The sequence below is a fragment of the Salipaludibacillus sp. CUR1 genome, from assembly GCF_021028955.1.
In the GTDB taxonomy this organism is placed as follows: Bacteria; Bacillota; Bacilli; order Bacillales; family Salisediminibacteriaceae; genus Salipaludibacillus.
The window spans coordinates 26748-50517 of the sequence record NZ_JAIWPE010000058.1 but is presented as its reverse complement, the minus strand read 5'-3'; the positions used below and the strand labels follow the sequence as shown (position 1 = coordinate 50517).

General features: G+C 41.3%; 21 protein-coding genes and 1 pseudogene. 9 read left to right on the top strand and 13 right to left on the bottom strand.

Going from position 1 to position 23770, the window contains the following annotated elements:
- Nucleotides 1-196: 196 nt before the first annotated feature.
- From K8O68_RS12545 to K8O68_RS12535, 3 genes are all read right to left on the bottom strand, one after another.
- Nucleotides 197-1354 carry an aminotransferase A gene (locus K8O68_RS12545; RefSeq protein WP_230897219.1) on the bottom strand — a complete coding sequence of 386 codons (1158 nt, stop codon included), beginning with the start codon at nucleotides 1352-1354 and terminating at the stop codon, nucleotides 197-199.
- 115 nt (nucleotides 1355-1469) lie between these two features.
- Complete coding sequence (locus K8O68_RS12540) at nucleotides 1470-1985, bottom strand: hypothetical protein (protein ID WP_230897218.1); 516 nt, start codon at nucleotides 1983-1985, stop codon at nucleotides 1470-1472.
- A gap of 32 nt (nucleotides 1986-2017) precedes the next feature.
- A complete protein-coding gene (locus K8O68_RS12535; protein ID WP_230897217.1) occupies nucleotides 2018-3196 on the bottom strand; it encodes an alpha/beta hydrolase in 1179 nt (392 codons plus the stop codon).
- A gap of 435 nt (nucleotides 3197-3631) precedes the next feature.
- Here K8O68_RS12535 and K8O68_RS12530 point away from each other — a divergent pair, with 435 nt between their 5' ends.
- The gene (locus K8O68_RS12530; RefSeq protein WP_230897216.1) at nucleotides 3632-3865 is read left to right on the top strand and encodes a hypothetical protein; all 234 of its coding nucleotides are present in this window, start codon (nucleotides 3632-3634) and stop codon (nucleotides 3863-3865) included.
- A gap of 53 nt (nucleotides 3866-3918) precedes the next feature.
- On the opposite strand, the gene K8O68_RS12525 is transcribed toward K8O68_RS12530, so the two are convergent.
- Nucleotides 3919-5031, bottom strand: coding sequence for a D-alanyl-D-alanine carboxypeptidase family protein (locus K8O68_RS12525; RefSeq protein ID WP_230897215.1), 1113 nt, complete (start codon nucleotides 5029-5031; stop codon nucleotides 3919-3921).
- Nucleotides 5032-5264: 233 nt separating this feature from the next.
- Nucleotides 5265-5945, bottom strand: coding sequence for a DUF4397 domain-containing protein (locus K8O68_RS12520; protein ID WP_230897214.1), 681 nt, complete (start codon nucleotides 5943-5945; stop codon nucleotides 5265-5267).
- A 151-nt stretch (nucleotides 5946-6096) separates the two neighbouring features.
- On the opposite strand from K8O68_RS12520, the gene K8O68_RS12515 reads away from it, so the two are divergent.
- Nucleotides 6097-7782: an ABC-ATPase domain-containing protein gene (locus K8O68_RS12515; RefSeq protein WP_230897213.1), complete on the top strand. Its 1686-nt coding sequence runs from the start codon at nucleotides 6097-6099 to the stop codon at nucleotides 7780-7782.
- 236 nt (nucleotides 7783-8018) lie between these two features.
- On the opposite strand, the pseudogene msrA reads toward K8O68_RS12515, so the two are convergent.
- A pseudogene (gene msrA, locus K8O68_RS21620) lies at nucleotides 8019-8980 on the bottom strand (peptide-methionine (S)-S-oxide reductase MsrA).
- A gap of 278 nt (nucleotides 8981-9258) precedes the next feature.
- On the opposite strand from msrA, the gene K8O68_RS12500 reads away from it, so the two are divergent.
- The gene (locus tag K8O68_RS12500; RefSeq protein ID WP_230897210.1) at nucleotides 9259-9939 is read left to right on the top strand and encodes a queuosine precursor transporter; all 681 of its coding nucleotides are present in this window, start codon (nucleotides 9259-9261) and stop codon (nucleotides 9937-9939) included.
- A gap of 153 nt (nucleotides 9940-10092) precedes the next feature.
- Here K8O68_RS12500 and K8O68_RS12495 read toward each other — a convergent pair whose 3' ends face one another.
- Nucleotides 10093-10974, bottom strand: a complete 882-nt coding sequence (locus K8O68_RS12495; protein ID WP_230897209.1) for a fructosamine kinase family protein — start codon at nucleotides 10972-10974, stop codon at nucleotides 10093-10095.
- Nucleotides 10975-11118: 144 nt separating this feature from the next.
- Between K8O68_RS12495 and K8O68_RS12490 the strand changes: the two genes are divergently transcribed.
- Together K8O68_RS12490 and K8O68_RS12485 are read left to right on the top strand one after the other, a co-directional pair.
- Entirely contained in the window at nucleotides 11119-11520 is a 402-nt protein-coding gene (locus K8O68_RS12490) for a DUF1722 domain-containing protein (RefSeq protein ID WP_230897208.1), read from the top strand.
- Nucleotides 11521-11536: 16 nt separating this feature from the next.
- A complete protein-coding gene (locus K8O68_RS12485) occupies nucleotides 11537-11701 on the top strand; it encodes a hypothetical protein (RefSeq protein WP_230897207.1) in 165 nt (54 codons plus the stop codon).
- 43 nt (nucleotides 11702-11744) lie between these two features.
- Here the strand turns inward: K8O68_RS12485 and K8O68_RS12480 are convergent, their stop codons facing one another.
- The 3 genes from K8O68_RS12480 to K8O68_RS12470 are packed head-to-tail and all read right to left on the bottom strand — an operon-like array spanning nucleotide 11745 to nucleotide 14289.
- Nucleotides 11745-12668 (bottom strand): dipeptidase, encoded by a 924-nt coding sequence (locus tag K8O68_RS12480; protein ID WP_230897206.1) that lies wholly within the window; start codon nucleotides 12666-12668, stop codon nucleotides 11745-11747.
- A gap of 19 nt (nucleotides 12669-12687) precedes the next feature.
- Entirely contained in the window at nucleotides 12688-14076 is a 1389-nt protein-coding gene (fumC, locus tag K8O68_RS12475) for a class II fumarate hydratase (RefSeq protein WP_230897205.1), read from the bottom strand.
- Between the two features lie 57 nt (nucleotides 14077-14133).
- Nucleotides 14134-14289 carry a hypothetical protein gene (locus K8O68_RS12470; RefSeq protein ID WP_230897204.1) on the bottom strand — a complete coding sequence of 52 codons (156 nt, stop codon included), beginning with the start codon at nucleotides 14287-14289 and terminating at the stop codon, nucleotides 14134-14136.
- Nucleotides 14290-14456: 167 nt separating this feature from the next.
- Here K8O68_RS12470 and acsA point away from each other — a divergent pair, with 167 nt between their 5' ends.
- Nucleotides 14457-16172 carry an acetate--CoA ligase gene (gene acsA / locus K8O68_RS12465; protein WP_230897203.1) on the top strand — a complete coding sequence of 572 codons (1716 nt, stop codon included), beginning with the start codon at nucleotides 14457-14459 and terminating at the stop codon, nucleotides 16170-16172.
- A gap of 62 nt (nucleotides 16173-16234) precedes the next feature.
- On the opposite strand, the gene ltrA is transcribed toward acsA, so the two are convergent.
- Together ltrA and K8O68_RS12455 are read right to left on the bottom strand one after the other, a co-directional pair.
- The gene (gene ltrA, locus K8O68_RS12460) at nucleotides 16235-17536 is read right to left on the bottom strand and encodes a group II intron reverse transcriptase/maturase (protein ID WP_230897202.1); all 1302 of its coding nucleotides are present in this window, start codon (nucleotides 17534-17536) and stop codon (nucleotides 16235-16237) included.
- A 750-nt stretch (nucleotides 17537-18286) separates the two neighbouring features.
- A complete protein-coding gene (locus K8O68_RS12455; protein ID WP_230897201.1) occupies nucleotides 18287-19039 on the bottom strand; it encodes a cell wall hydrolase in 753 nt (250 codons plus the stop codon).
- Between the two features lie 237 nt (nucleotides 19040-19276).
- On the opposite strand from K8O68_RS12455, the gene K8O68_RS12450 reads away from it, so the two are divergent.
- The 3 genes from K8O68_RS12450 to K8O68_RS12440 all read left to right on the top strand — a co-directional run bounded on the left by K8O68_RS12450 (nucleotide 19277) and on the right by K8O68_RS12440 (nucleotide 22502).
- Nucleotides 19277-20665 carry a sigma-54 interaction domain-containing protein gene (locus K8O68_RS12450; RefSeq protein ID WP_230897200.1) on the top strand — a complete coding sequence of 463 codons (1389 nt, stop codon included), beginning with the start codon at nucleotides 19277-19279 and terminating at the stop codon, nucleotides 20663-20665.
- A gap of 145 nt (nucleotides 20666-20810) precedes the next feature.
- Nucleotides 20811-22205 carry a lysine 2,3-aminomutase gene (gene kamA, locus K8O68_RS12445; protein ID WP_230897199.1) on the top strand — a complete coding sequence of 465 codons (1395 nt, stop codon included), beginning with the start codon at nucleotides 20811-20813 and terminating at the stop codon, nucleotides 22203-22205.
- 18 nt (nucleotides 22206-22223) lie between these two features.
- Entirely contained in the window at nucleotides 22224-22502 is a 279-nt protein-coding gene (locus tag K8O68_RS12440) for a YokU family protein (protein ID WP_230897198.1), read from the top strand.
- A gap of 379 nt (nucleotides 22503-22881) precedes the next feature.
- On the opposite strand, the gene ablB is transcribed toward K8O68_RS12440, so the two are convergent.
- The gene (gene ablB, locus K8O68_RS12435; RefSeq protein ID WP_230897197.1) at nucleotides 22882-23685 is read right to left on the bottom strand and encodes a putative beta-lysine N-acetyltransferase; all 804 of its coding nucleotides are present in this window, start codon (nucleotides 23683-23685) and stop codon (nucleotides 22882-22884) included.
- Nucleotides 23686-23770: the final 85 nt, after the last annotated feature.

Here is a 23770-nt window from a genome sequence, read left to right as displayed (position 1 = left end):
CTATTCTACCACTTTACTACTTTAACCTCAAAGGGTTAGTTTCTGAAAATAGCGATTTTTGACGTAATTTATCTATATTTTCTCTTTCCCGCTTAAAATAAAATAAACCGCCTAACTGAATTTATGTTAATTATACCTAATGCTTTCAATAAAAAACTCAACTAAACCTGAAAAGACCCAGTTGAGTTTGCTTACTTTATATTATTTTTTTCCAGAATTTTTCTAATCTCCGGAGTGCTTCTTCCAGTTCCTCCATAGAATAAGCGTACGATAAACGTATATATCCTTCGCCAAAAGAGGAAAAGGCGTCACCCGGCACCACTGCAAGCTCTTCTTCTTCCAGCAGCTTTACAGCAAAATCAAAAGAACTCATTCCCGCTTTTTTGATAGACGGAAATACATAAAAAGCTCCTGACGGGGCTACAGCCGGTATGCCTATTTCCTCCAGTTTTTTTATCATAAAATTTCTTCTCGTTGCATACTGGCTTTTCATCTCTAAGGGATCATTCTGCCCGTTTTTAACAGCTTCCAACGCTGCATACTGAGAAACGGAACTTGCACAGCTCACGTTATACTGGTGAACTTTCAATATATGCCTGCTTATCTCCTCCGGTGCAAAAACAAACCCTATTCTCCACCCTGTCATAGAATGGGATTTGCTGAGCCCGTTTATAACAATTGTTTTCTCGCGCATCCCTTGGAGGCCCGCAATAGATTGATGCACTGACGAATAATTAAGCTCTGAATATATTTCATCCGCCATGACAAACAAATCTTCGTTTTTTAAGTAGTAAGCAAGATCTTTTAACTGCTCTTCATTAAGAACAGCACCTGTCGGATTGGAAGGATAAGGAAGAATCACTGCTTTCGTTTTTGGCGTCCTGTGTTCTTTTAAATGGCCGGGTGTAAGTATAAATTCTGTCTCTGTTGTGTCAATAAGTACCGGCTTTGCCCCGCTAAGGCGGATGATAGGTTCATATGCCGGGTAAACAGGTGCGGGAATAAGAACTTCATCGCCGGGTTCCAGAATAGTACGCATCGTAATATCAATTCCTTGGGATGCACCGGTGGTGACGATCACTTCTGTATCAGGTTTATATGTTAACCCATATTTACGTTTAACAAAATCACAGGCGTAATGTCTTAACTCCGGTAAGCCAGCATTAGGTGTGTACCGCGTTTTGTTACTGTCAATAGCCTCTTTTGCAGCCTCTTTTACGTGTTCAGGCGTATGAAAATCAGGCTGTCCCAATGTCAGCTGAACCGCTTCCGGATACTCCTGAACACGATTGAAAAACTGCCGGATTCCTGAAATTTCAATGGCTTTTGCATGTCTGTTAATTCTTGATTCCATATAAACTGCCTCCATAATACTGCGTTTTAAATTAGGTGAGAGAGAATAGTAATTTTCCAGCAATTTCATCCGGCCTCCTGGCTGAATGGAAATAGAGGAAGTTTCCACTTTGAAGTTAGACAGGGCTGACCCATGCAATCACTAACAGCGTGATAATAAAGTGAAAAACATACAATCCTATGGCGCCGGTAAACACACGCCAGAACCACTCCCCAAACCTTCTGTTTACAGATAAACGTTGTTTAACTATTTTTAATGAAAGAGCTGTAATAATTATAAGGTACAAGACGAGATACAGGATTTCCACCAGCAAATTAGACCCTTGAAGCGGCTGGGCTACTGTATCAGTCATTAAAAGAGTCACATTTGCTCCTAAAGCAATAAATTTAGCTATAAACAATTGAAAAAAAATGATCATATTCAGCCACCACGACCATGTTTTTTTAAACAGTATTCCGACAGCAGCCGGAATAAACAGTAAAAATAAACTATCGGACACCAGAAGCGTAAACATCCTTTCTCCAAAGCCCCATAATATCCCTATATACAGGTAATAGCCGTAGTAAGCCAGGACAAACAGTAACAGAAATACGGCGTAGATATTAATTAAGATAGTCAGTTTGCGTTCCATATATAAACTCCTTCTTGTAGTGCCCTTTCAAATTACTGGTTTAACAGGTCTGCACCGGACCGCCCAATAAGATAGGCTGCTATAGCAAACGCCTCGGTCTGGTCTCTGACACGGTCTAAACCTTGAGGAGGCTGCCGCACCTGCAAATTATATCTGTCAGTAATCTGCAAAGTGTTCTGGTTTGCCTGCCTTAGAAAGCTGGAGGTTTCCTGTAAACCATATCTCCCGCTTTGCATCACTTCATAAAAAGAAACGAACCCGTGCATAACTCCTCTGTATCTTGTAGCCCTGACCGGAACCCCTTCTTCAGCAAGCCTTTCGGCATAAGCCTCGCCTTCATCCCTTAATGGATCAAATTCAGCAGTAATAATTAAAGCAGGAGGTAAACCGCTTAAATCCTCTGCATGAAGAGGAGAAGTATAAGGATTAGTCCACATTACTTCTTCCGGTGTATAGAAATCCCGAGCCCGGTACATCACTTGCCTCGAAAGTAAATAATAGCCACTGTCATAAATTTCCCTTGATTCGAAATGAACGTCCTGAAAAGTTGTTAACGGGTATAAAAGTACTTGGGAAAGAATATCAGGCCCATCCCTGTCCCTTGACATCATGGCAGTTACCGTAGCTATATTCCCTCCTGCACTGTCACCAGCGACACTCAGCCGGTCTATATCCCCGTTAAACGTATCAGCGTGGTCTACTGCCCATTCAATAGCCGAATAACTGTCTTCTACAGCTGTAGGAAAAATATAGTCAGGGGCAACCCGGTAACTCGGAGCGATGACCACACTGCCGGTTCTTGCAGCGAGTGCCCTGATAATATTATCATGAGTATCCAGGTTTCCATATCCTTCCAGAAACGCCCCTCCATGATAGTACATAATAATCGGGAAAGGCCCTTCCCCCTGAGGCCTGTACATTCTCATAGGAATTTGAACGTCTCCCTGAACAGGTATATAAAGGTCCTCTCTTAATAACGGCGACCCGCCCCCTCCGCCTCCTGTCACAATACGGGGTGGTCTGATATTAATATCAAGGCTGACTAAATTATTATTAATTGCATGAAGAACGACAGCAGTTTTTGCCGGAAGTCTCCCTTCATCAGTGGACTGCCATAAATAGACAGCTACAGATATAATAATTAACATAGAAGCCACAAATAATGCGGTTAATAAGAACAGATGTTTAAAAATTTCCTTTGCCCATCTCATGTTGACCAAAAACCTCCTGGTAGTCTAAGCCACTGAGCCGCGATTTTATTGAATATTTTTATTTAAAAATTAAAAGTGAAAGCTTCCAGTCAGGCCTGCCTCAGCTTTTTATATTTTCAAAGCGCTTCATTATAAAATGAGGCCTGTTCTTAATAGATATGCTTTAATCATTTTTGCCGGGATGCTTATCCAGACATTTCCCCTGGATGTGATTTATCAGAAACTGTTAGTTTAAAAGTTTTTGACAGGAATTTGTATGTTTATTTATATTTTAACACTTTCAAGAGAACCTTTGTATTTTTTAATATGTAGCCTGTAAACTCCCAGATTAAACTATGCTTTTCCGTAATATTGAAATTATGGGCAGGTTTCCGGATAAACCCAGAAAATGTTGGTATGCTAATTATACTTTAAATGATAAAAGAGGTGAGAAGAATGAGGATGGAATTAATAGCTAAAGACAGTGCTATTCCTTGCGAGGTCACGGCAGATGCGGATAATGGGATATATACTATTCGAAAAAACGATACTTCCGGCGAAGTGTTTAATGACTTACCATCTTTGAAATCCTGGGTGCAGGAATACTGGGGAGCAGATCAGTTTGTGCCGCCTTCACAGTATAATGAATTGCTGGCTAAGCTTTCTGACCTTGAGACAGATGACCTGTAATAAAAAGGCTTAGTCTGAAGCCGGTTAGACAGCAAAACTAAGCCTTCCAATAACTATTTCAATGATAAGAAAAGAAAACCGGTGACAAACAGCCAGTCAGTAAAATTATGCGCGTCGACCCTGTTTGAAGAAAGGTTTTCTTCTTTTTTCGTGTTTTCAGGGAGATCATAACTGAAAAATGGTAAATCGAGAGGTTCTCTTTCTTCAAGAGTGCTGAAACATATCAGCCGGTTCTCTTCACCGCGTACCGTCAGTAACCCGTTATCAGAAATCGTAAAGGTTATTTCTTCACCTTTTTTTGTACTTACCGGTACCTTCACAGGAAAAATAAATTCTGCCATAGGAGATTCCTTCTCAAAGGTGAGCCACTGCGTCTCGTAATTTGCAAACGCATAGTCAAGCAGTTTTAAGGTGTCAGCCACTCCATGATTTCTTGATGGACTGCTTAAAGTAATTATAATCAGCTCTGTATCTTCTTTAACTGCTGCAGTCGCAAGGGTATAACCTGATTTACGCACATAACCATTTTTAATACCTATAACCATCTCTTGATCCCTGAGAAGCGGGTGGTGATTATAAAGTACCGTTTCCCAGCCTTCTCCAACCCATTCGACAGATTCTGTGCTTACAAGATCTCTAAATACCTCATTTTTCATGGCGTAAGCGCTTATTTCGGCCATATCTTTTGCCGTAGTAATATGGTTCTTATCAAACAGGCCATGGGGATTAGTAAAATGTGTATTCTTAACACCAATGCGTTTTTGTAAAAAATCATTCATCTCATTAGCAAAATTATCTACTGATCCTGCAATATGTTCAGCTAATGCAATCCCCGCGTCATTCCCTGAACTGACCATCAGCCCATGCAGAAGCTGCTGGATGGTGACTTCTTCCCCTTCCAGCAGATAAACGCGTGTGCCTATAGCATTCACTGCCTTTTCGCTGACCGTTACTATGTCATCCATTTCCTGCGTTTCTATCGTTATTATAGCGGTAACCATTTTTGTAATACTGGCTGGATACATAGGCTTATTAATGTTTTCCCCGAATAGTATTTCGCCTGTATTTGCATCCATTACAGCATAGGCTTCACTGTAAATGCCGCCTGTCATCCCACTTGATGACGAACTGGAAACAAACAGGGGTGAAACCATAAGGAAAGGCATGGAAATAACTGCTATAACTAGGAATTTGAGACTAAGAACCTTCATTTTATCACCTTTTTATTTATGATATTTTTATCATAAACAACTTAACATAAGATGAACAAGTCATTCATTATTACGATTCCATTACAAAATAATATTTTTCCAGTATATTGTAATTGTTAAAGGGGTCAGACCCCCCATTAAATGGGAATAGAGGATCAGTCTTCCTGATCCCCTATTGTATAGTCAGTTTATTTATCTTTTACGAGCAGCACGTCGAATGCTGGATCTCCTTTTAGCAGCCCGACAGCGATCGCTGTATAGTTTTCTCCCTGTTTAAGCTCCACGTTAGGGATATTAAATACGGCTTCTTCCTGGCCTGCCGGACGGATATCCAATGAGTACTCCCCGGCTGGAAGAGTATCATATTCACTTGCTTCAGGGAAACCAAGACCGGACACCAGCAGCGTATCCAATGAATACACATCAACTTTTGGAGCATCGGGTGATAAGTGAACCACTCTTAACTTGGCTTCGTCCTCAATTGTAGTTAAATCATCCTTGTACACAGCCAAAGCCAGATCTTCAAGCTTTCCGCTTGCAGCCACAGTATAAGCTTCACCACTCATAACTGTAATATTTTCTTCTAAGACAGCCTCAGCCTTTTTAGGCTTGTCCCCGGCAGCGTAAATTTTAATGTCATAACTTCCTTCTTCAAGAGGAAGGTATTCGCTTATTTCTTTAAATTTTATTCCACTTAAGATTCTATCTTTGTTAACATAGACATCAACAGCCGGTGCATCCGGAGAAGCATGCAGAACACGTACTTTTGCTCCATCAGCTGTTTCAGCGGCCTCTGTGCTGATAGCAGCCGGAAGGAACATCGTTAAAAATGCCAGAAGGCTGAATACTATTAGAAAATGCTTTTTCATTCTATTCACTCCATTCGATGTATTTGACAAGGTTATCCTGTCCTATATTGATGGAATTTATGTAAGTTTTTATTTGAATGTTAACTAACTCCTCTCATACTAGTGCCACTAAACGAGATAACCTAATAAATATAAGTGAGGGATAATTTTTATGAAAAAACTAGCAGACAATTTAAAAAACTTAGACGGAAAATCTTACCGTGCTCTAAAGTCTATTCAAGGAACATACAAAGGCGGTTTTTACCATTTACATTTAGATTATGTGCAAGGAGATCCTTTTGCGGCGCCCTCAAGGCTTCGCTTCTTTGTGCCTGAAAAACATACAGATCTTAAAACCGGTCAATTTAACAATAAAGTCCGCGAGACAGCATTTAAACATTTCTTTGCAAAAGAATGCCAAAAGCAGATTTTTAAAACAAAAAATCCTGTTCATGGAACAGGAAAGAGCGGCATGATATTTATTGACAGCCCAGGCCAGGAGATGATTGACCGGACAGCAGTAAAAATAACAGAACAAGGAATAGAATTCCGTCTTTCTGCAGGGCTGCCGGCACAAGGAAGAAGGATCCTCGGCCACAAAGCAGCAGACCTGCTTACTAACGTCATTCCGGACATAATCAGGAAAACGATAAACCAGTATGACCGTAAGTCCCTGGAAGAACTATTACTGCTTGCTGATGACCAGGAGTTTATCCGGCAGGAACTTACGAAAAGAGGCCTGATTGCCTTTATTGCCAATGACTCAATTCTTCCCCGTCAAAGTGGAATCAGCAATAAACCGTTAAAAAATGAAAAGGTTATTCCTTTTAAGAGCCCGGAAGATTCAGAAGTAAGCTTCAATTTGCCTTCAGGGAAAACCATCAGCGGCATGGGGATAAAAAAGGGAATTACATTAGTGATTGGCGGAGGTTACCACGGTAAAAGCACACTGCTTCAAGCTATTGAGCGGGGAGTTTATAACCATGAGACAGGAGACGGCCGTGAATATGTACTGACCGATGAAAGTGCCGTTAAAATCCGGTCTGAAGACGGCCGTTATGTCGGCAACGTCAATATCTCACCTTTCATTAACGATCTTCCCTTCGGTAAGCAAACGACTGACTTTTCATCAGAAGATGCAAGCGGCAGTACATCGCAGGCAGCCAATATTATGGAAGCTCTCGAAATGAATACGAAACTTCTGCTTATTGACGAAGATACAAGTGCAACTAACTTTATGATCAGGGACGGGCGGATGCAGCGGCTCGTCAAGAAAGATAAAGAACCGATTACCCCTTTTATTGACCGTGTCCGCGATTTATACGAGAAGAAAGATGTCTCCACCATTCTTGTCATCGGGGGATCAGGGGATTATTTTGATGTGGCAGATTATATTGTGATGATGGATGAATACAGACCTTACAATAAAACAGATGAAGCTAAATCCTTAGCTGAAGAAATGACTACAAACCGGACAAAAGAAGTATCTGCATTTGTGAATACAGAGCAGCAAAGGGACCTCCATCGCCGAGAGATCGAAAAATTGTTTGATAAAAAAGAAAAAGTTGAAAGCAAAGGGCTGCACACTATCCGGATTGGTAAAAGCAGCCTCACGCTGAATGATGTCGAACAGCTTGTAGACTCCAGCCAGACACAAGCTGTAGCCCTTATGATTAAAAAGATAGTAAAAGACAGAAATGGCTCACGTGAGCTAAAGAAAGCTATAGATGATTTATATGAGCAGATCGAAAAACACGGATTGGATATCCTTTCGCCATTTCAAAATCAGCATCCGGGAGATTTTGCACTCCCGCGGAAATTTGAATTAGCAGCGGGATTTAACAGAATAAGGAAATAGCTGAAAAAGACAGGTGCATTTACTTTGCACCTGCCTTTTTATATGCTTAAGTTCTGTCTGGAGCTGTGTTCTCGCAGTAGGTTTATTAGAGCTTAAAAGGATTTTTTGATGATAGTTATTCAAATATACTGATAGAAGGGGTAAATTCGCTGATAGAATCATTTTTTCGCTGATTGATTCACTCTTTTCGCCGATTAAATCCCATTTTTCCTTGATTGAAAAATCCACAGCATCTTTTATTTAAAAATTGACTTGTATTCCCCGTACCCTTCTTCTTCAAGCTGGTCTGCTGGAATAAAGCGGAGGGACGCGGAATTAATGCAATACCGTAATCCTCCAGGTTTGGGCCCGTCTGTGAACACATGTCCTAAATGAGAGTCAGCTTCGGCACTTCTCACTTCAGTCCTGATCATAAAGTGGCTTGTATCTTTTTTCTCGACTACAGCATCACTTTTAACAGGCTTTGTAAAACTGGGCCATCCACAGCTCGATTCAAACTTATCGTTTGAACTGAACAACGGTTCGCCGGATACAACGTCTACATACAGCCCTTCTTCAAAGAAATCCCATAACGGATTTTTAAACGGAGGTTCCGTCCCGTCTTCCTGTGTCACTTTAAACTGTATAGGTGTCAGTTTGTTTTTTAAATCTTCTCTATTCATTTTCTTACCCCCCACTCCCTTTTTATAAAGTCTTCCCGTCCGCTGCCTTTTCTGTACATTTTGTAATGAAACGGGTTCTTTTTATGATAATCCTGGTGATACTCTTCTGCTGAATAAAAAACTGAAGCTTCGCGAATTTTAGTGGCAATTGGCTCTTTAAATTTTCCGCTTTCTTCAAGTCTCTTTTTCGATAATTCTGCAATATGTTTCTGCTCTTCATCGTGGTAAAAAATGGCTGTTGTATAAGAATCTCCCCGGTCATGAAACTGACCGCCAGGGTCTGTAGGGTCAATCTGCTGCCAAAACAGCTCAACAAGCTTTTCATACGGAAAAACAGCCGGATTGTAAGTAATTTGCACAGCTTCCAAATGTCCCGTCGTTTCTGAACAAACTTCTCTATAGGTGGGATTGCGGGTATGTCCGCCCGTATAACCTGAGATAACTGAGTGGATCCCTGGCTCTTCATCAAAAGGAGAGACCATGCACCAGAAACACCCTCCAGCAAATGTCGCTTTCTTTAACTCCTCTTCCGCCATAAAATAACCTCCTTGTCTGCTATTTAAGTGACTTAGCCAACTTGGCATCATTATAACATGGGAAATGGTGGATTCCTCGCCATATGCTTTTTGCTGAATATAAGGTTCACTCTCCTGGCATTCTTCACTTTCCGCACTTTAAATACCCTTCATTTTCTTCCTTTCTTGTCAAGACGGCTGCTCCCTTGTTAAAGAACCATGTTTTTTGTATGATTAATCAGTATGTGCGTACGCAGTTTCAAACCTCCTGCGTTATCATCACTAAGGAGACGATAGTTATGCCCAATGAAATGATATGGTTTATTTTTGCCGCGGTTAATTTTAGTATGCTTCTTTTATTTTACCGGTTATTTGGAAAAACAGGTTTGTTTGTATGGATCGGTTTTTCAACTGTCGCAGCCAATCTGCAGGTTATTAAACTGGTTGAACTTTTCGGCCTTGTTGCTACTCTCGGTAATATTATGTATGGAACAGTGTTTTTAGCTACTGATATTCTTAATGAAAAATATGGAAAGAAAGAAGCAAGAAAAGCTGTCTGGTTCGGTTTTTCATCTCTTCTAGCCGTAACAATCATTATGCAGTTTGTTCTTGCTTTCCAGCCCCATGCAGATGATATGGCTCATGAGCATTTATCTTTTATTTTTGAGCTCCTCCCACAGGTGGTCATTGCGAGCCTGCTTGCTTATTTAATCAGCCAGCTCCTGGATGTGCAAATCTATGCTATATTCAAAAAAGTTTTTCATAAGCCATCGCAGCTCTGGATGCGTAACAGTTTCAGCACCGCAATCAGCCAGTTTATTGATACGGTCATTTTTTGCAGCATCGCGTTTTATGGATGGTACGAATTCGGCGTCTGGCTGGAAGTACTTCTGACTACTTATTTTATTAAGTTTATTGTGGCAGCAATTGATACACCATTTATATATATTGCCAGAAAGCTGAATCCAAAAGAAAATTAAACCGAAAGAACTTGGATGAAACAAAAGAATAGTAATCATAAAGAGATCCGAACAAAATTTGAAAATTTTGTTCGGATCTTCTTTTGAGAAAAGCAGTAATTTCGGTCCGCCAGGCGAACACTTGCCCAGGGGCTTGTCTTCAGAAAAATCAACTTAACCTGTATATTTCTTTAATATAGAATCTACCTGGCTTCCGTACATTTCGCCAAATATATTTAAATGTACAAATAAATAAAACAGCTGGTACAAAGGTTTTCTGTTATTATATTCACTATCAACCGGCAACCGCTCTTTATAGGCATCGTAAAAGTTATTTGAAAAGCCGCCGAACAATTCTGTAAAAGCCAGTTCCATTTCATGATGCCCGTAAAATACTGAAGGGTCGATCAAATAAATATAACCGCCAGAGGAGACCATCCAATTACCGGACCATAAATCCCCGTGTAACAGCCTGGGTGTAATATCTGAACCCGGGATCCATTCATCAAGCCTTTCTAACAGCTTTTCTACCCTTTTCTTACGTTTGGCAGGCAGCAGTCCGTTTTTTTCGGCCAAATCTGCCTGGCTCCTCAGCCTCTTTCTTTTATAATAGGTGCACCAGTCAGTCCACCAGCCATTTTGCTGTGGTATTTCACCTATATAAGTTAATTTGCTGTAGCCGAAAGACGTGTGAGTCATCTCATGTAAATTAGCTATTGAACTTCCCAGCAATTGATCAGCCCTGCCGGGGGGCCTGCCTCCCTCTATCCATTCCATCACAAGGCCATGCCGTAAAGGGCTTTCAGTTGCAAATACCCCAAATACTTTTGGAGTATAAACGTCATTAGCCTTTCCAAGAAGCCTAAGACCCTCCGCTTCTATATTAAAAAAATCAGCAGGCATGGAGCTGTGTGTCTTTATAAACAGCTCATGGGTCTGTGTAGTTATATGGTATGCCTCATTTATATCTCCTCCAGAGACTGGCTGGACATTTAATAGACCGCTGTTTAATCCTGTCTGCTTTAAAGCTTCTTTTATCCATGATACCTCCGTCATAGCGTACCTCCGTTTGCAAAGCATTTTTGTCGTAAAAATTTCGAATTTTCATTATAATTAAACTGTAACTATCTGTCATAGGGAGGTGCTTCTATTTTAAAGAAAGACGCAGAACAGATCTGGGCAAAAAATAAGTATGAAATTATGATGAAAGGGTATAAATCATACAAAAGTATTCAAGCGTCATTAAAAACGGCTTCCTCTCAAGAAAATTATAAAACAATTTACGAGCAAATCCGCAGTATTAAATCTGACCCTTTTCTGCATAAAGATGTTATAAATACTCTCGAACATCTCTGGGGCTATTTTAAAGGTAAGGCTCACCCTGGTGATAAAAAACAGTTTTTCATTTTGTTAAACAGGTGCAGACAGCAGCCAGTCATTTCCTACCGCTATTTTCCGGAAGACGTCCGGTACACTCTCGCCTTTATTTCATATTTATTAGAAACATATCCTGACCCTTATTTACTTCAATCCACTTTGTTTTTACCTCAGGATGAATGGCATACATTACCGGATTTGCCCCCAAGTAAAATAAGATCATGATAAAGGAGGGAATTCTATGAATGAAGAGCACACCTGCCCAAACTGCGGCGGAACACTGATCGATGATATATGGGAAACCATTAATACCAGCGCCGACGGTTCTTATACGATTCACTCTTTTCTCGCCAAAAAATGTTTGTTAAAATGCGGTTATTTTACTCCTTTAACAAAGGAAGAGTAGACGGGGGCGTCTACTCTTCCTTTTTTACCTCGGAGTCTCCCTTTTAAACAGGAAGCTGATTAAGAACATTTTGGTATGCAAAATCACGAACAGTTTCTTCACTGTACCTTTTTTGTAATTCATTAATCAGGTTCTGGTATTTTCCGCTGTGTTCCAGGTGTTTAACAAAAGTACTGATACCATCAAAGTCCGAACCCAATGCTACGTGCTTTTTACCCCCCAAAGCGCAAAAATGGTCTATATGGGCGATTAAGTCGTCAATGCCTGCATTTTCTTCACCTTTAACAAATTCAGGACAATAAACAACCCCTATTAATCCATTCTTTTTAAAAATGGCTTCAGCCTGTTTATCATTAAGGTTGCGCCTGTGCGGGCACACACTTTTAGAGTTGGAATGAGTGGCGACCGGATAATGAGCAGTTTCTACCGCATCCCAGAAAGACCGTTCAGAGAGATGAGACAGGTCTGTCCATACTTTTGCCTCGTTATTCATTCTCACCACTTCAAAGCCGAGCTCTGTAAGCCCTGCCCCCCGGCGTTCTCCCACTCCATCAGCGCAAAGGTTGGCGTTATTCCAGGTTAACCCGACAGATTTCACACCTAGCTGGTAAAGGGTTCTCAGCTTTGTTAAATCGTTCCCGAAGGCATCCGCTCCCTCAAGGGATAATAGCGCGCCTGTCTCATTTTCGTTTAAGCTGCGCAAATCATCCCAATCAGTTATTTTTTTAATCTCCGGGTGCTTTGCTATTATTTCGGTATGAAACAAATCAATTTGTTCAAGTGCTGTCTGAAACTTTTCATCACTTGGAATGTAAGGTTCCACAAAAACAGCAAAAACCTGGAGTCCTATTTCCCCTTTAGTTAATCTTTCAGCATTTACATTGAGAGCAGGAGCATCTTTAAAAGATAACGTCCGGTCTTCATGCAATTTCAGCAAGGCATCGCAGTGTAAATCAAAAACTCTCATCCCTAAGCCCCTTCCGGCATTATTCTGTTGGTCTTACCATCTTTTCAAGGTTAATATATTCATCAAATTGCTCTTCTGTTAAATAGCCTAGTTCAACAGCTGTTTCTTTGAGAGTTGAATTTTTCTGAAAGGCAGTTTTAGCAATTGCAGCCGCTTTTTCGTATCCAATGTGCGGGTTAAGGGCAGTCACAAGCATAAGAGAATTTTTCACATGCTTTTCTATAATTTCCTCATTCACTTCAATTCCAACCATACACTTCTCATTGAAGGAATCCATCGCATCACTTAAAAGTCTTACTGACTGAAGGAAATTATAAATAATTACCGGTTTAAACACATTTAATTCAAAGTTCCCCTGACTTGCCGCAAACCCGATTGCCGCATCATTTCCAAACACTTGTGACACTGTCATAGTTAAAGCTTCAGACTGAGTGGGATTGACTTTGCCCGGCATAATTGAGCTTCCTGGTTCATTAGCAGGAATAGTAATTTCACCAATGCCTGAGCGTGGCCCGCTTGCAAGCCAGCGCACGTCATTAGCAATCTTCATCAGGTCAGCCGCAAGGCCTTTAACAGCTCCGTGGACATAGACAATCTCATCATGGCTTGTTAAGGCATGAAATTTGTTTTCAGATGAACGAAATGTTTCTCCTGTTATTCTGCTGATTTCTTCTGCTGTATAGTCACCGAATTTAGGATGGGCATTAATTCCTGTCCCAACTGCTGTTCCGCCTATAGCTAAATTACGCAGCTGTTCGGATGACTGTTCGATCATTTCTTCTGATTTTTTAAGCATATGCGCCCATCCGCTTATTTCCTGCCCTAAAGTAAGCGGAGTGGCATCCTGCAAATGCGTACGGCCAATTTTTATAACATTATCAAACAATTGTGATTTTTCTTCCACCGTCTTTTTCAGCCGCTGCAAGGCAGGCAGCAGACGTTCTTTCACATCTTTTAACGCGGCAATGTGCATCGCAGTTGGAAAGGTATCATTGGAACTTTGCGAACGGTTAACATCGTCGTTCGGATGTATTTTTAATTCGCTTCCTTTTTCTGAAAGCACTTCATTGCCGCGATAGGCCACCACTTCATTCATATTCATATTGGACTGTGTCCCGCTTCCTGTCTGCCAGACAACCAGCGGAAAATGTTCGTATGTACCCTGTTCTCTTAATTCAAGGCAAACATCCTGTATAACCTCTCCTTTTTCTTTTTCAATGTTACCAAGACGGAGGTTTGCAGCTGCCGTCGCTTCTTTTAGTATAGTAAAGGCTTCCACTACTTCTTTCGGCATTTTCTCAGACCCGATTTTAAAATTCTCCAGACTTCTTTGCGTTTGAGCTCCCCACCATTTATCAGACGGGACTTTTACTTCACCTAACGTGTCTTTTTCCATACGATAGCTCATCATACATCCTCCTCAATTTTTAAAAAGTCTGTTTAATTCTTTTGTCCACGGCTAGCCCTAAATATAAATCATACTTACAGTAACCACTTGCTGAATAATATACACAATCAGCAGAATCACGCCAATTGTAAGTATAACCCGGAACACAGCCCCTACAATTCTCAATAGGACAATACCTGCAACAATTAATATTAAAACTGTTAAAATATCCACTTCACTCACCCCTTATGCCCTTATGTTTAAGTTACTTTTCTTTATAAGAAAAATCAAGAATGAACATTTGTTTCCTTCTTTTTAAGATAATAACTTCAGAAAGGTTTGAAATTTCAAAATATTAAGTTTATGATATTTGTATAACTGATTTATTGGAGGTGGCGAGTATGGAAGTTTTAAAACCTAAGCAAGAGACTTATCAGTTAAATGATTATGAAAAAGCCAGAGAGTCATTTCACTGGGATGATGTAAAAAAAGAATTTTCATGGTATAAAAGCGGCAAAATCAATGCTGCATATGAATGTATCGATCGCCATGCAGATGAAGGAAAAGGAAATAAAACTGCCCTTCTTTATTCCGATGCTTCAAGAAATGAAAGTTATACATTTAATGATTTGAAAAAAAGCACTAACCAGGCCGCTCACATGTTCCGCAGACTGAATGTGAATAAAGGCGACCGGGTATTTATTTTCATGCCGCGTTCTCCTGAACTCTATATCACTCTTCTCGGTGCCGTTAAAATGGGGGCAGTAGTAGGGCCATTATTTGAAGCATTTATGAAAGAAGCTGTCCGAAGCCGCTTGGAAGACAGTGAAGCAAAAGTAATTGTGACGACCCCGGAACTTGTATCGAGAGTCCCGCATGAGGAACTTCCCCACCTTGAGAAAATCATTCTTGTAGGAGAACATGCCGCCACAACCGATCCGTTTTATTCTTTCTCCGAAGAAATGAAAGCGTCACCAAACGACGACAGTGCTATTGAGTGGGTGAATTTGGAAGACGGACTTATTCTCCATTATACCTCAGGCTCTACAGGTAAGCCTAAAGGGGTTTATCACGTGCATAACGCTATGCTTCAGCATTACCAGACAACTAAATGGGTCCTGGATTTGCGGGAGAATGACATTTACTGGTGTACAGCGGACCCTGGATGGGTAACAGGCACCTCTTACGGTATTTTCGGTCCCTGGCTAAATGGAGTAACAAACGTTGTGCGGGGAGGCCGTTTCTCTCCTGACGACTGGTATAACACAATTGACGCGTTCAACGTCACTGTCTGGTACAGTGCCCCTACGGCATTCCGTATGCTGATGGCAGCGCCGAAAGATATACTTGAAAAGTACGATTTAAACTCCCTGCGACATATTTTAAGTGTCGGTGAACCTTTAAATCCGGAAGTGGTGCGATGGGGATGGGATGTCTTTAAACATAGAATTCATGACACGTGGTGGATGACCGAAACAGGCGGTATGCTGATTTGTAATTATTTAAGTGAACCTGTGAAACCCGGCTCCATGGGCAAACCCTTCCCTGGCATTCATGCTGCCATTATAGACAATGAAGGGAATGAATTACCACCGAATGAAATGGGCCATCTTGCTATTCAAACAGGCTGGCCTGCCCAGATGAGAAAGATTTGGAAAAACGATGAAAAATTCCAGGAGTATTTTTCAATCCCCGGCTGGTACGTCTCTGGAGATACAGCTTTCAGGGATGACGAAGGCTACTTTTGGTTCCAGGGCAGGAATGATGATGTGATTATGACTGCAGGGGAGCGTGTAGGTCCCTTTGAAATTGAAAGTAAACTGGTTGAACACCCTGCAGTAGCAGAAGCGGGGGTTATTGGTAAACCTGATGAAATGCGGGGACATATTATTAAAGCTTTTATCGCCCTGAGACCGGAGTATAAAACATCAGACGAACTGAAAAGTGAAATTCAGAAGTTTATTAAAACTGAACTGGCCGCCCATGCCGTTCCAAAAGAAATTGAATTTAAAGATAAGCTTCCAAAAACCCGAAGCGGTAAAATTATGCGGCGTGTACTTAAAGCTTGGGAAATGAACGAACCGGCCGGCGATTTATCTACAATGGATGATGCTTAGAAAACAATCGAGTAGGGATAGCCATTACTGACTACCCCTCTCCCAGAACCACACGTGCGGGTCTACGCATGCGGCTCCTCCCGGTTATTCTTCTTTGAATAGCGTTCTTCGTAAATAGTTCTGAGGCTGACTAGGCCGATTTCTTCGAAATAACTGTTATCCAGTGCAGTATGAACCATGTGGGTCTTAGAACTTCGCCACGCCGTCATTCGGATGGGATGAAGACTTTCTTCGTTCCATCCTTTCTTTCTTAGCACTCTATATAAGCTATTCCGATTACGCCAGCTTCTCAGTTGAACCATGCGTAACCGTCTTCGTATCCATGCATCCCATTTCTTGAATTTCGTTGCCACATGCCCAAATCGGAAGTAATTCGCCCAGCCTCGCAGATAAGGATTTAGGATGTCATCAACCAATACCTCAATATTAAGTGTTTGATTTCGTCTCGTTAGTCTTTTGACCTTTTCTTTGAATGTCTTTTCTTTCTTAGGCGCAATCCCTCTGTAATTCCTGTAGAACTCGTAGCCAAGAAACGTGAATGGTTCTTCTTCGGCATTGACTATAACTGATTTTGTTGGATGCACCGTCAGTCTCAGGTCATTTTCAACATACTTCTTGATTCCCCGCATCACTCTTTCACTGCCTTTGGCACTCCGACATAAAACAATAAAGTCATCTGCGAATCGTACGATTCGATGGCCTCTTTTTGTCATCAATTCGTCCAGCTGGTGAAGGTAGATATTTGAAAGTAGCGGACTAATGACACCACCTTGAGGTGTCCCTTCTTTTCCTTCTTTCACAGAGCCATCTTCCATCACACCCGCCTTCAAGAAGAGGTGTATCAAGTTTATGATTGAACCATCTACAATTCGCTTTCTGATGCAGGTCTCTAACTGATCATGAGGAATGGTATCAAAGTATGATTGGAGGTCGGCATCAATGACATACGTATAGTCTTCCTTTAAGTACGCTGAGACTTGATCAATGGCCATATGCGCACTTCTCTTTGGACGAAATCCATAACTGCATGGAAGGAAGTCTTCCTCAAAAATCGGTTCGATGATTTGACGTAGCGCTGCTTGCACAATACGGTCTTCCACTGCCGGTATGCCTAAAGGACGCTTCTTCCCTCTGTCTTCTTTCTCGATATACGTTCTTCTTACCGGCAATGGCTTGTATGACTTCGTTCGCAACTTCTCCTGGAGCACTCCTAGGTTGTCCTCCAAGTCCAGTTCATAGTTCTGAATCGTCACATGGTCAATCCCGGGTGCACCTTTGTTCTTCTTCACATTCGCAAAGGCTTTCTGTAGGTTGGACCATTTATATACTTTGTCATACAAACTGTAATATTTCGCGAGCGCCATTCTATTCACTCCCAACTACGTTGACCTCGGTTCCTCTTTGCTTGTTCGTGTTTCTCCTTATGATGACTTTCACTCGGGTTAATAGCTATGCAATCCCTCGTTCCAGTTATCGGCGATGGACGGGGTACCCTTCTGTTCTCCCCGGACTTCTGTGCTTTGGCAACTGTCCGTTTCTGCCCATTTCCACACGTCATCAAATGGTCGTTTGGTCACTCTTCACGGGTCACACCCTTCGCACGGTTCTTCTTTCTTTCGAATAGAAGTCCGTCAGAATTCGTTTATTCTGTCACTTGTGTGCTACTCCTCTTTCTGGTTACCCAGCCCTCATTGGCACAAGCTTCTTCACTACTATGGTGATCTCTGACTTCTCCCTGCTAAGACACTACCTTGGATTTCCTCCTTGAATAGTTGTCCCCTTCTTTCAAAGGATGCATGGAGACCTCTGTGGGTCACTTCACATATCTTCTCTCTACTTCAGCCCTCTTAACACTTCGGGTGTCACAGTTACTCGGACTTCCTGATGTTTTGCACAGTCATCCTTCCCTCGTGCCAACATGGGATGGTAGCTCTGAGCAGAGATTCACTTTAAGCTCCTCCGCACCTTGCCTCACGACAACGCACTAGCTCTCAGTGTTCGCTTACCGACTGTCAGCGGTGCATTCGAAGGACTTTCACCTTCAATATGTGGGCTGCCACACGCACAAAACCCCTTGGAGGCTCGTTCTCCAAGGGATTTTTTGTCCTTAAATATTATTGTCTCGCAAATACATGATTTCCTATCCGCTGATTAACCGTCAGATTGTTTACCCAATTTGAGGTCGCCGTATCTGGGTTATAAAAGTAAACGGCACCGTTAGTCGGATCATATCCATTTACTGCGTCTTCTACAGCACGGATAGATTCCCTGTCTGCCGCCCGGTATATTTCTCCGTTCTGCACGGGTTCAAATGCGTAAATATTGCCCGAACCATAAGTTTCATATACCACGCCACTCACTGATGAAGGAAAATCAGGATGATCAGCTCTGTTTAAGACAACAGCAGCCACAGCTACTTTTCCTTTATAAGGCTCTCCTCTGGCCTCTGCATGGACTAGACGGGCCAGCAATTCTTTTTCTTGTGAAGAATAAGCTTGAGAAGTGGGTGCTGCTTTATTTATAGTAAGAGACTGACCAGGATAGATCGCTGAACCGGATAGTCCGTTCCATCCGCGTAATTGTGAAACAGTTACACCGTATCTATTGGCAATGATCCATAACGTTTCCCCGTGTGTGACAGTGTGAGTAACCGTACCTCCAGGGATACTAAGGGATTGACCCGGATAGATCATATTGCTGGATAAATTATTTTCTCTTCGCAAGGCTTCAGTAGTTACACCGTAGTTTTGGCCGATTGTCCAAAGGCTGTCTCCTGACCTCACTTCATAAGTTGAGGCAGACACACCATTATGGGAAGTAAAAAGCAAAACTCCAGCCAAAGCAATTGAGAACATCCATTTCTTCATAAAAAAAAAGCCTCCTTTTTTAATAAAAAAAACTACATGTACTATAGTAATGAATTAAAACCAGCAATTCCTTAGTAGATTGTTAGATAAATTCCCATAAACCTCCATATAATGTTGAAAGCCAGCTGAATAAAAAGTAATATTAAACTAGATGCCGAATTTCCAGCACTTATTGACCATTCTCCGGCATCAAAAGAGGTGAGTTAAATTTTTGCAGCGAACGCAGACACTAACGAAATGCTGAAGGCTATTTTAAAAAGCATTGATGAGGGAATTCATGTGATAGACAGGGAAGGAAGAACCATTTATTATAATCGGATAGCTGCGGAGCATGATGGTATGAATGCCGAAGAAGTGATTGGAAAGCCCCTGCTCGAAGTGTTCCCCTCTTTAACTGTTGAAACAAGCACCATGCTAAAAGTTGTAAAGACAGGCAGACCAATGTATAACAAGCACCAGACTTACCGGAATATTAAAGGAAAATTAATCGATACTGTGAATACGACGATCCCCATTATCGTCGGTAAAGACATTCTCGGAGCGGCTGAAATTGCTAAGGATTATTCAAGAGTAAAAGAATTATCCAATAAACTTATCGAATTACAGACACAAATGGACAAACGGATTGAAAAACCGAAAAACGTCAGTAAATATTCAACTAACTATACATTTAAAGATATTATAACTGCGAATCCTGCTATGAAGAAAACCATAGCCAGGGCTGAGAGAGTGTCTAAGACGACCTCCCCTATTCTTGTATATGGGGAGACCGGAACAGGCAAAGAACTGCTTGTCCAGGGCATCCATCATCAGTCTGCCCGGTGCCGCGGCCCTTTTATATCGCAAAACTGCGCTGCTATTCCTCCTTCCCTGCTGGAAAGTATGCTGTTTGGCACAACTAAAGGCAGTTTTACCGGGGCAGAAAATAAAGAAGGGCTGTTTGAATTAGCCCATGGAGGCACATTGTTTTTAGATGAAATTCACACCCTTCCTTTCGACTTGCAGGCTAAGTTGCTCCGTGTTCTCGAAGACGGTGTGGTCAGACGGGTAGGCTCTCACAGAACCGTCCAAACGGATGTGAGAATCATTACAGCCACTAACGAAAAACCTGCTGATTTGCTTAAGAAAAAACTGATCAGAAAAGATCTTTATTATCGCTTAAATGTTGTTTCTTTATCTCTTCCGCCGTTAAGAGACAGAATAGATGACCTTCCTATACTGATTCAGACGTTTATAAATACTTATAACCATAAATTCGGACTGCAAGTAAAGAAGATTGATAAAGAAGCATTAAGTGCTTTTTATCTTTATGATTGGCCCGGAAATATCCGCGAATTGCGGCATGCCATCGAAGCGGCTATGAATATGAGTGACTCGGAAGAACTTACGCTTGAACATTTCCCCCACTATCTCAGTGATCATGGAAGACGTTCTCTCCCCGCCTCAAATTCTGAAGGTTATGATGTTGAAAAACGGGGTCTAAAAACAAGTGTAGAAGATTTTGAGAAAAAAGTTATTTTGGGTATTTACGAGAAAGAAAACAGAAACGTAAAAAGAACTGCTGAAAAATTAAGAATTCCCAGACAGACTCTTCAGTACAAACTCCAAAAATATAAACTTATTTAGCGAAGTGCCGGAAAACCGGCACTTCTTTTAATTTTCAATTTTAAATAAGGGTTAATCAAAGGATCGAAAGCCGTTTTAGTTTTGGCATGAAAATTGCATTATATAAATAGTGAGAATTTTTTTATAATAAAGGAGGCACTCTACTATGAAACTTGACTTGTATAAAGCTGAAAGACACTGGCAAGAGATTGAACTTTGGAAAGACGTAACCGAAGAACAATGGAACGACTGGATTTGGCAATTAACAAATACCATCCGCACGTTGGATGATTTAAAAAAAGTAGTAAATTTAACTCCTGACGAAGAAGAGGGCGTCAAAATTTCCACAAAAACGATCCCCCTCAACATCACTCCTTATTATGCGTCATTAATGAACCCCGATGACCCAAGGTGTCCGATCAGAATGCAGTCTGTTCCAATTTCTGCCGAGATACAAAAGACAAAATATGATTTAGAAGACCCTTTATTTGAAGACGAAGACTCCCCTGTGCCAGGTCTCACACATCGTTATCCTGACCGGGTGCTTTTCCTTGTAACTAATCAATGCTCTATGTATTGCCGTTACTGCACACGCCGCCGTTTTTCCGGGCAGATCGGAATGGGTGTCCCTAAAAAGCAGCTGGACGGTGCCATCAATTATATCAGGAACACGCCGGAAGTCCGTGATGTGCTGATTTCCGGAGGTGACGGCCTGTTAATTAATGATCAGATACTCGAATATGTGCTTAAAAACTTGAGAGAGATCGATCATGTGGAAATTATCCGGATTGGAACAAGAGCCCCTGTCGTATTCCCGCAGCGAATTACTGAAAACCTTTGCAATATCCTGAAAAAATACCATCCAGTATGGGTTAACACTCATTTTAATACGTCCCTTGAAATCACTGAGGAGTCGAAAAAAGCCGTTGAAATGCTTGCCAACGCAGGTGTCCCTGTCGGGAACCAGGCAGTCATTTTAGCTGGGATTAATGACAGTGTGGAAATTATGAAAAAATTATGCCATGACCTCGTTAAAATCCGGTGCAGACCATATTATATTTATCAATGTGACTTATCGGAAGGAATCGGGCATTTCCGCACGCCGGTTTCTAAAGGGCTTGAAATTATCGAAGGGCTGAGAGGGCACACGTCAGGTTACGCAGTCCCATCTTTCGTAGTTGATGCTCCAGGGGGCGGAGGTAAAATTACTCTGCAGCCGAACTACATGATCTCTCAAAGTCCTGATAAAGTCGTACTGAGAAATTTCGAAGGGGTAATAACGACCTACCCGGAACCAAAACACTATCTGCCCGGCACAGCGGACGATTATTTCTACAAATACTACGAGAAAAAAGACCAAAAGAGAGCCGGCGTTTCAGCTTTAATGAATGATGAAGAATTTAACCTTGTCCCTGAAGGTATCCAGCGGTTGAATCGCAGAAGTACCTACAGTCAGGATGAATCTCATCAGTCTCTTAAAGACCGCCGTTCTAAACGGGATGAAATGATTGAAAAAAAATGGGCTAAAGAACAGCAGAAATACAACAAGGAAAAAGTCTGATCAGAGGAGAGTGTATGTATGCAGTGTAAATGGTGTCAATCAGAGCAGGCTGTTGAGTCACTTGAGCCGGCATACTGGGAACTGCCTGATGGAACCAGGGCTGTTGAAATTCAGAAAGTCCCTTCCATTAAATGCCCTGACTGTCAGATAGTTTATATCGAAGAAGATCAAATAGAAAAAATCGAAACTCAATTTATGCTTATCGATACGAAAAAGTTGGGGGCTAAGTTTACGTTTAAAGAGCTCATGGAACAGCCTACTCTTTTGAAAAAAAATTACTTTGCAGTTAAGGAATAGATCTACGAAAAGGCTGGGACAAAAGAATAGTAATTATAAAGAAAGCCGAACAAAACTTCCGAATTTTGTCCGGCTGTTCTTTTTGAAAAAAAGCTAAAAAATGATGAGGTTCAAAAATCACGAGACGCCTGCAGGAAAAGCATCTTCTGAAGATCTCGCAGGCGATTTTTGCCGAGGAGCTGAAGAGATTTCTGCGGCAAGCGAGTGCGTTTATGAACCTCATCTCATCTTATGGTCTATTGTGAATTCATTCTTCGGTTATCCTGGATTTAATTTAGTTTTGTCCCGGCCTCGATATTCTTTTGCATGAAAAAAGAAGGTGTCTCAATTAAGGTCCTTCTTTCAGACCTTTTGAGAAACCCTCTTAGTTTTTCACTGTTTAATTTTTCAGTTTTTTTACCCATATGTTCATATCTTCGTATCCAGAGGAGATTTTACAGTTATTCACCAGGGTCCCTTTATATGTATAATCCAGGCGTTTAACTGTCATATTCATTCCCACAGAAACAGCACGTGTGATAGAAAAAGCGTTAAAGATCCGTTCTTTGACCAGGCGGGTCTCCAATTCCAGAATAAGTCCATGCAGGATGTTCCGGCCACGGTAATCAGGATCAACAGCGCAATCAGTTATCTCAGCGCTCTGGTATCCTGTTTTCATAGCAGAGGCAGCTCCGATGACCTTTCCCTGATCTTTAGCAGTTACAAAGATATAGTTATTATTCATTGAATCCTTAATATAATTCTGATCAAAAATATTTGTAGGATATACATTAAATACCCGCTTATATAAAGCAGTCAATTGATCCAGATCTGATACTTCAAGATGACTGAACAGGATCCCTTTCCAAGACTGCGAAGGTACAGCATTATCGTTTTTTACTATACTTAAAACATCTTTGTTTTTAGTGACTGAGGCGGATTTGTTTCGCTCTTCCTTTAAAAACAATGAGAAAATTTTTGCTGTTTTTCCTTCAAAAAAACCGGGGAGATCCGCTTCATGCTGAAATCCCAGATCAATTAAAGTGTCCTGATGGTTTTCTAATGTATAAACAGTAAACTTACCTGCCGGTGCGTTTTTTATTTTCTCTTTAATCTTCTCCTGCTCTTGCGCAGTTAAGTCAGGCAAGTATGCAACCAGTCGGTCATTCCATAAATCCGCGTCCCACAACGCTTTGAGTCCCATAAACAATCCTCCCGCTTTTAATGCTTCTCTCTGACAGGGAGGAACAGTCTTTCCTCCCTGTCAGATGTTAACATTTTAGTTTTCC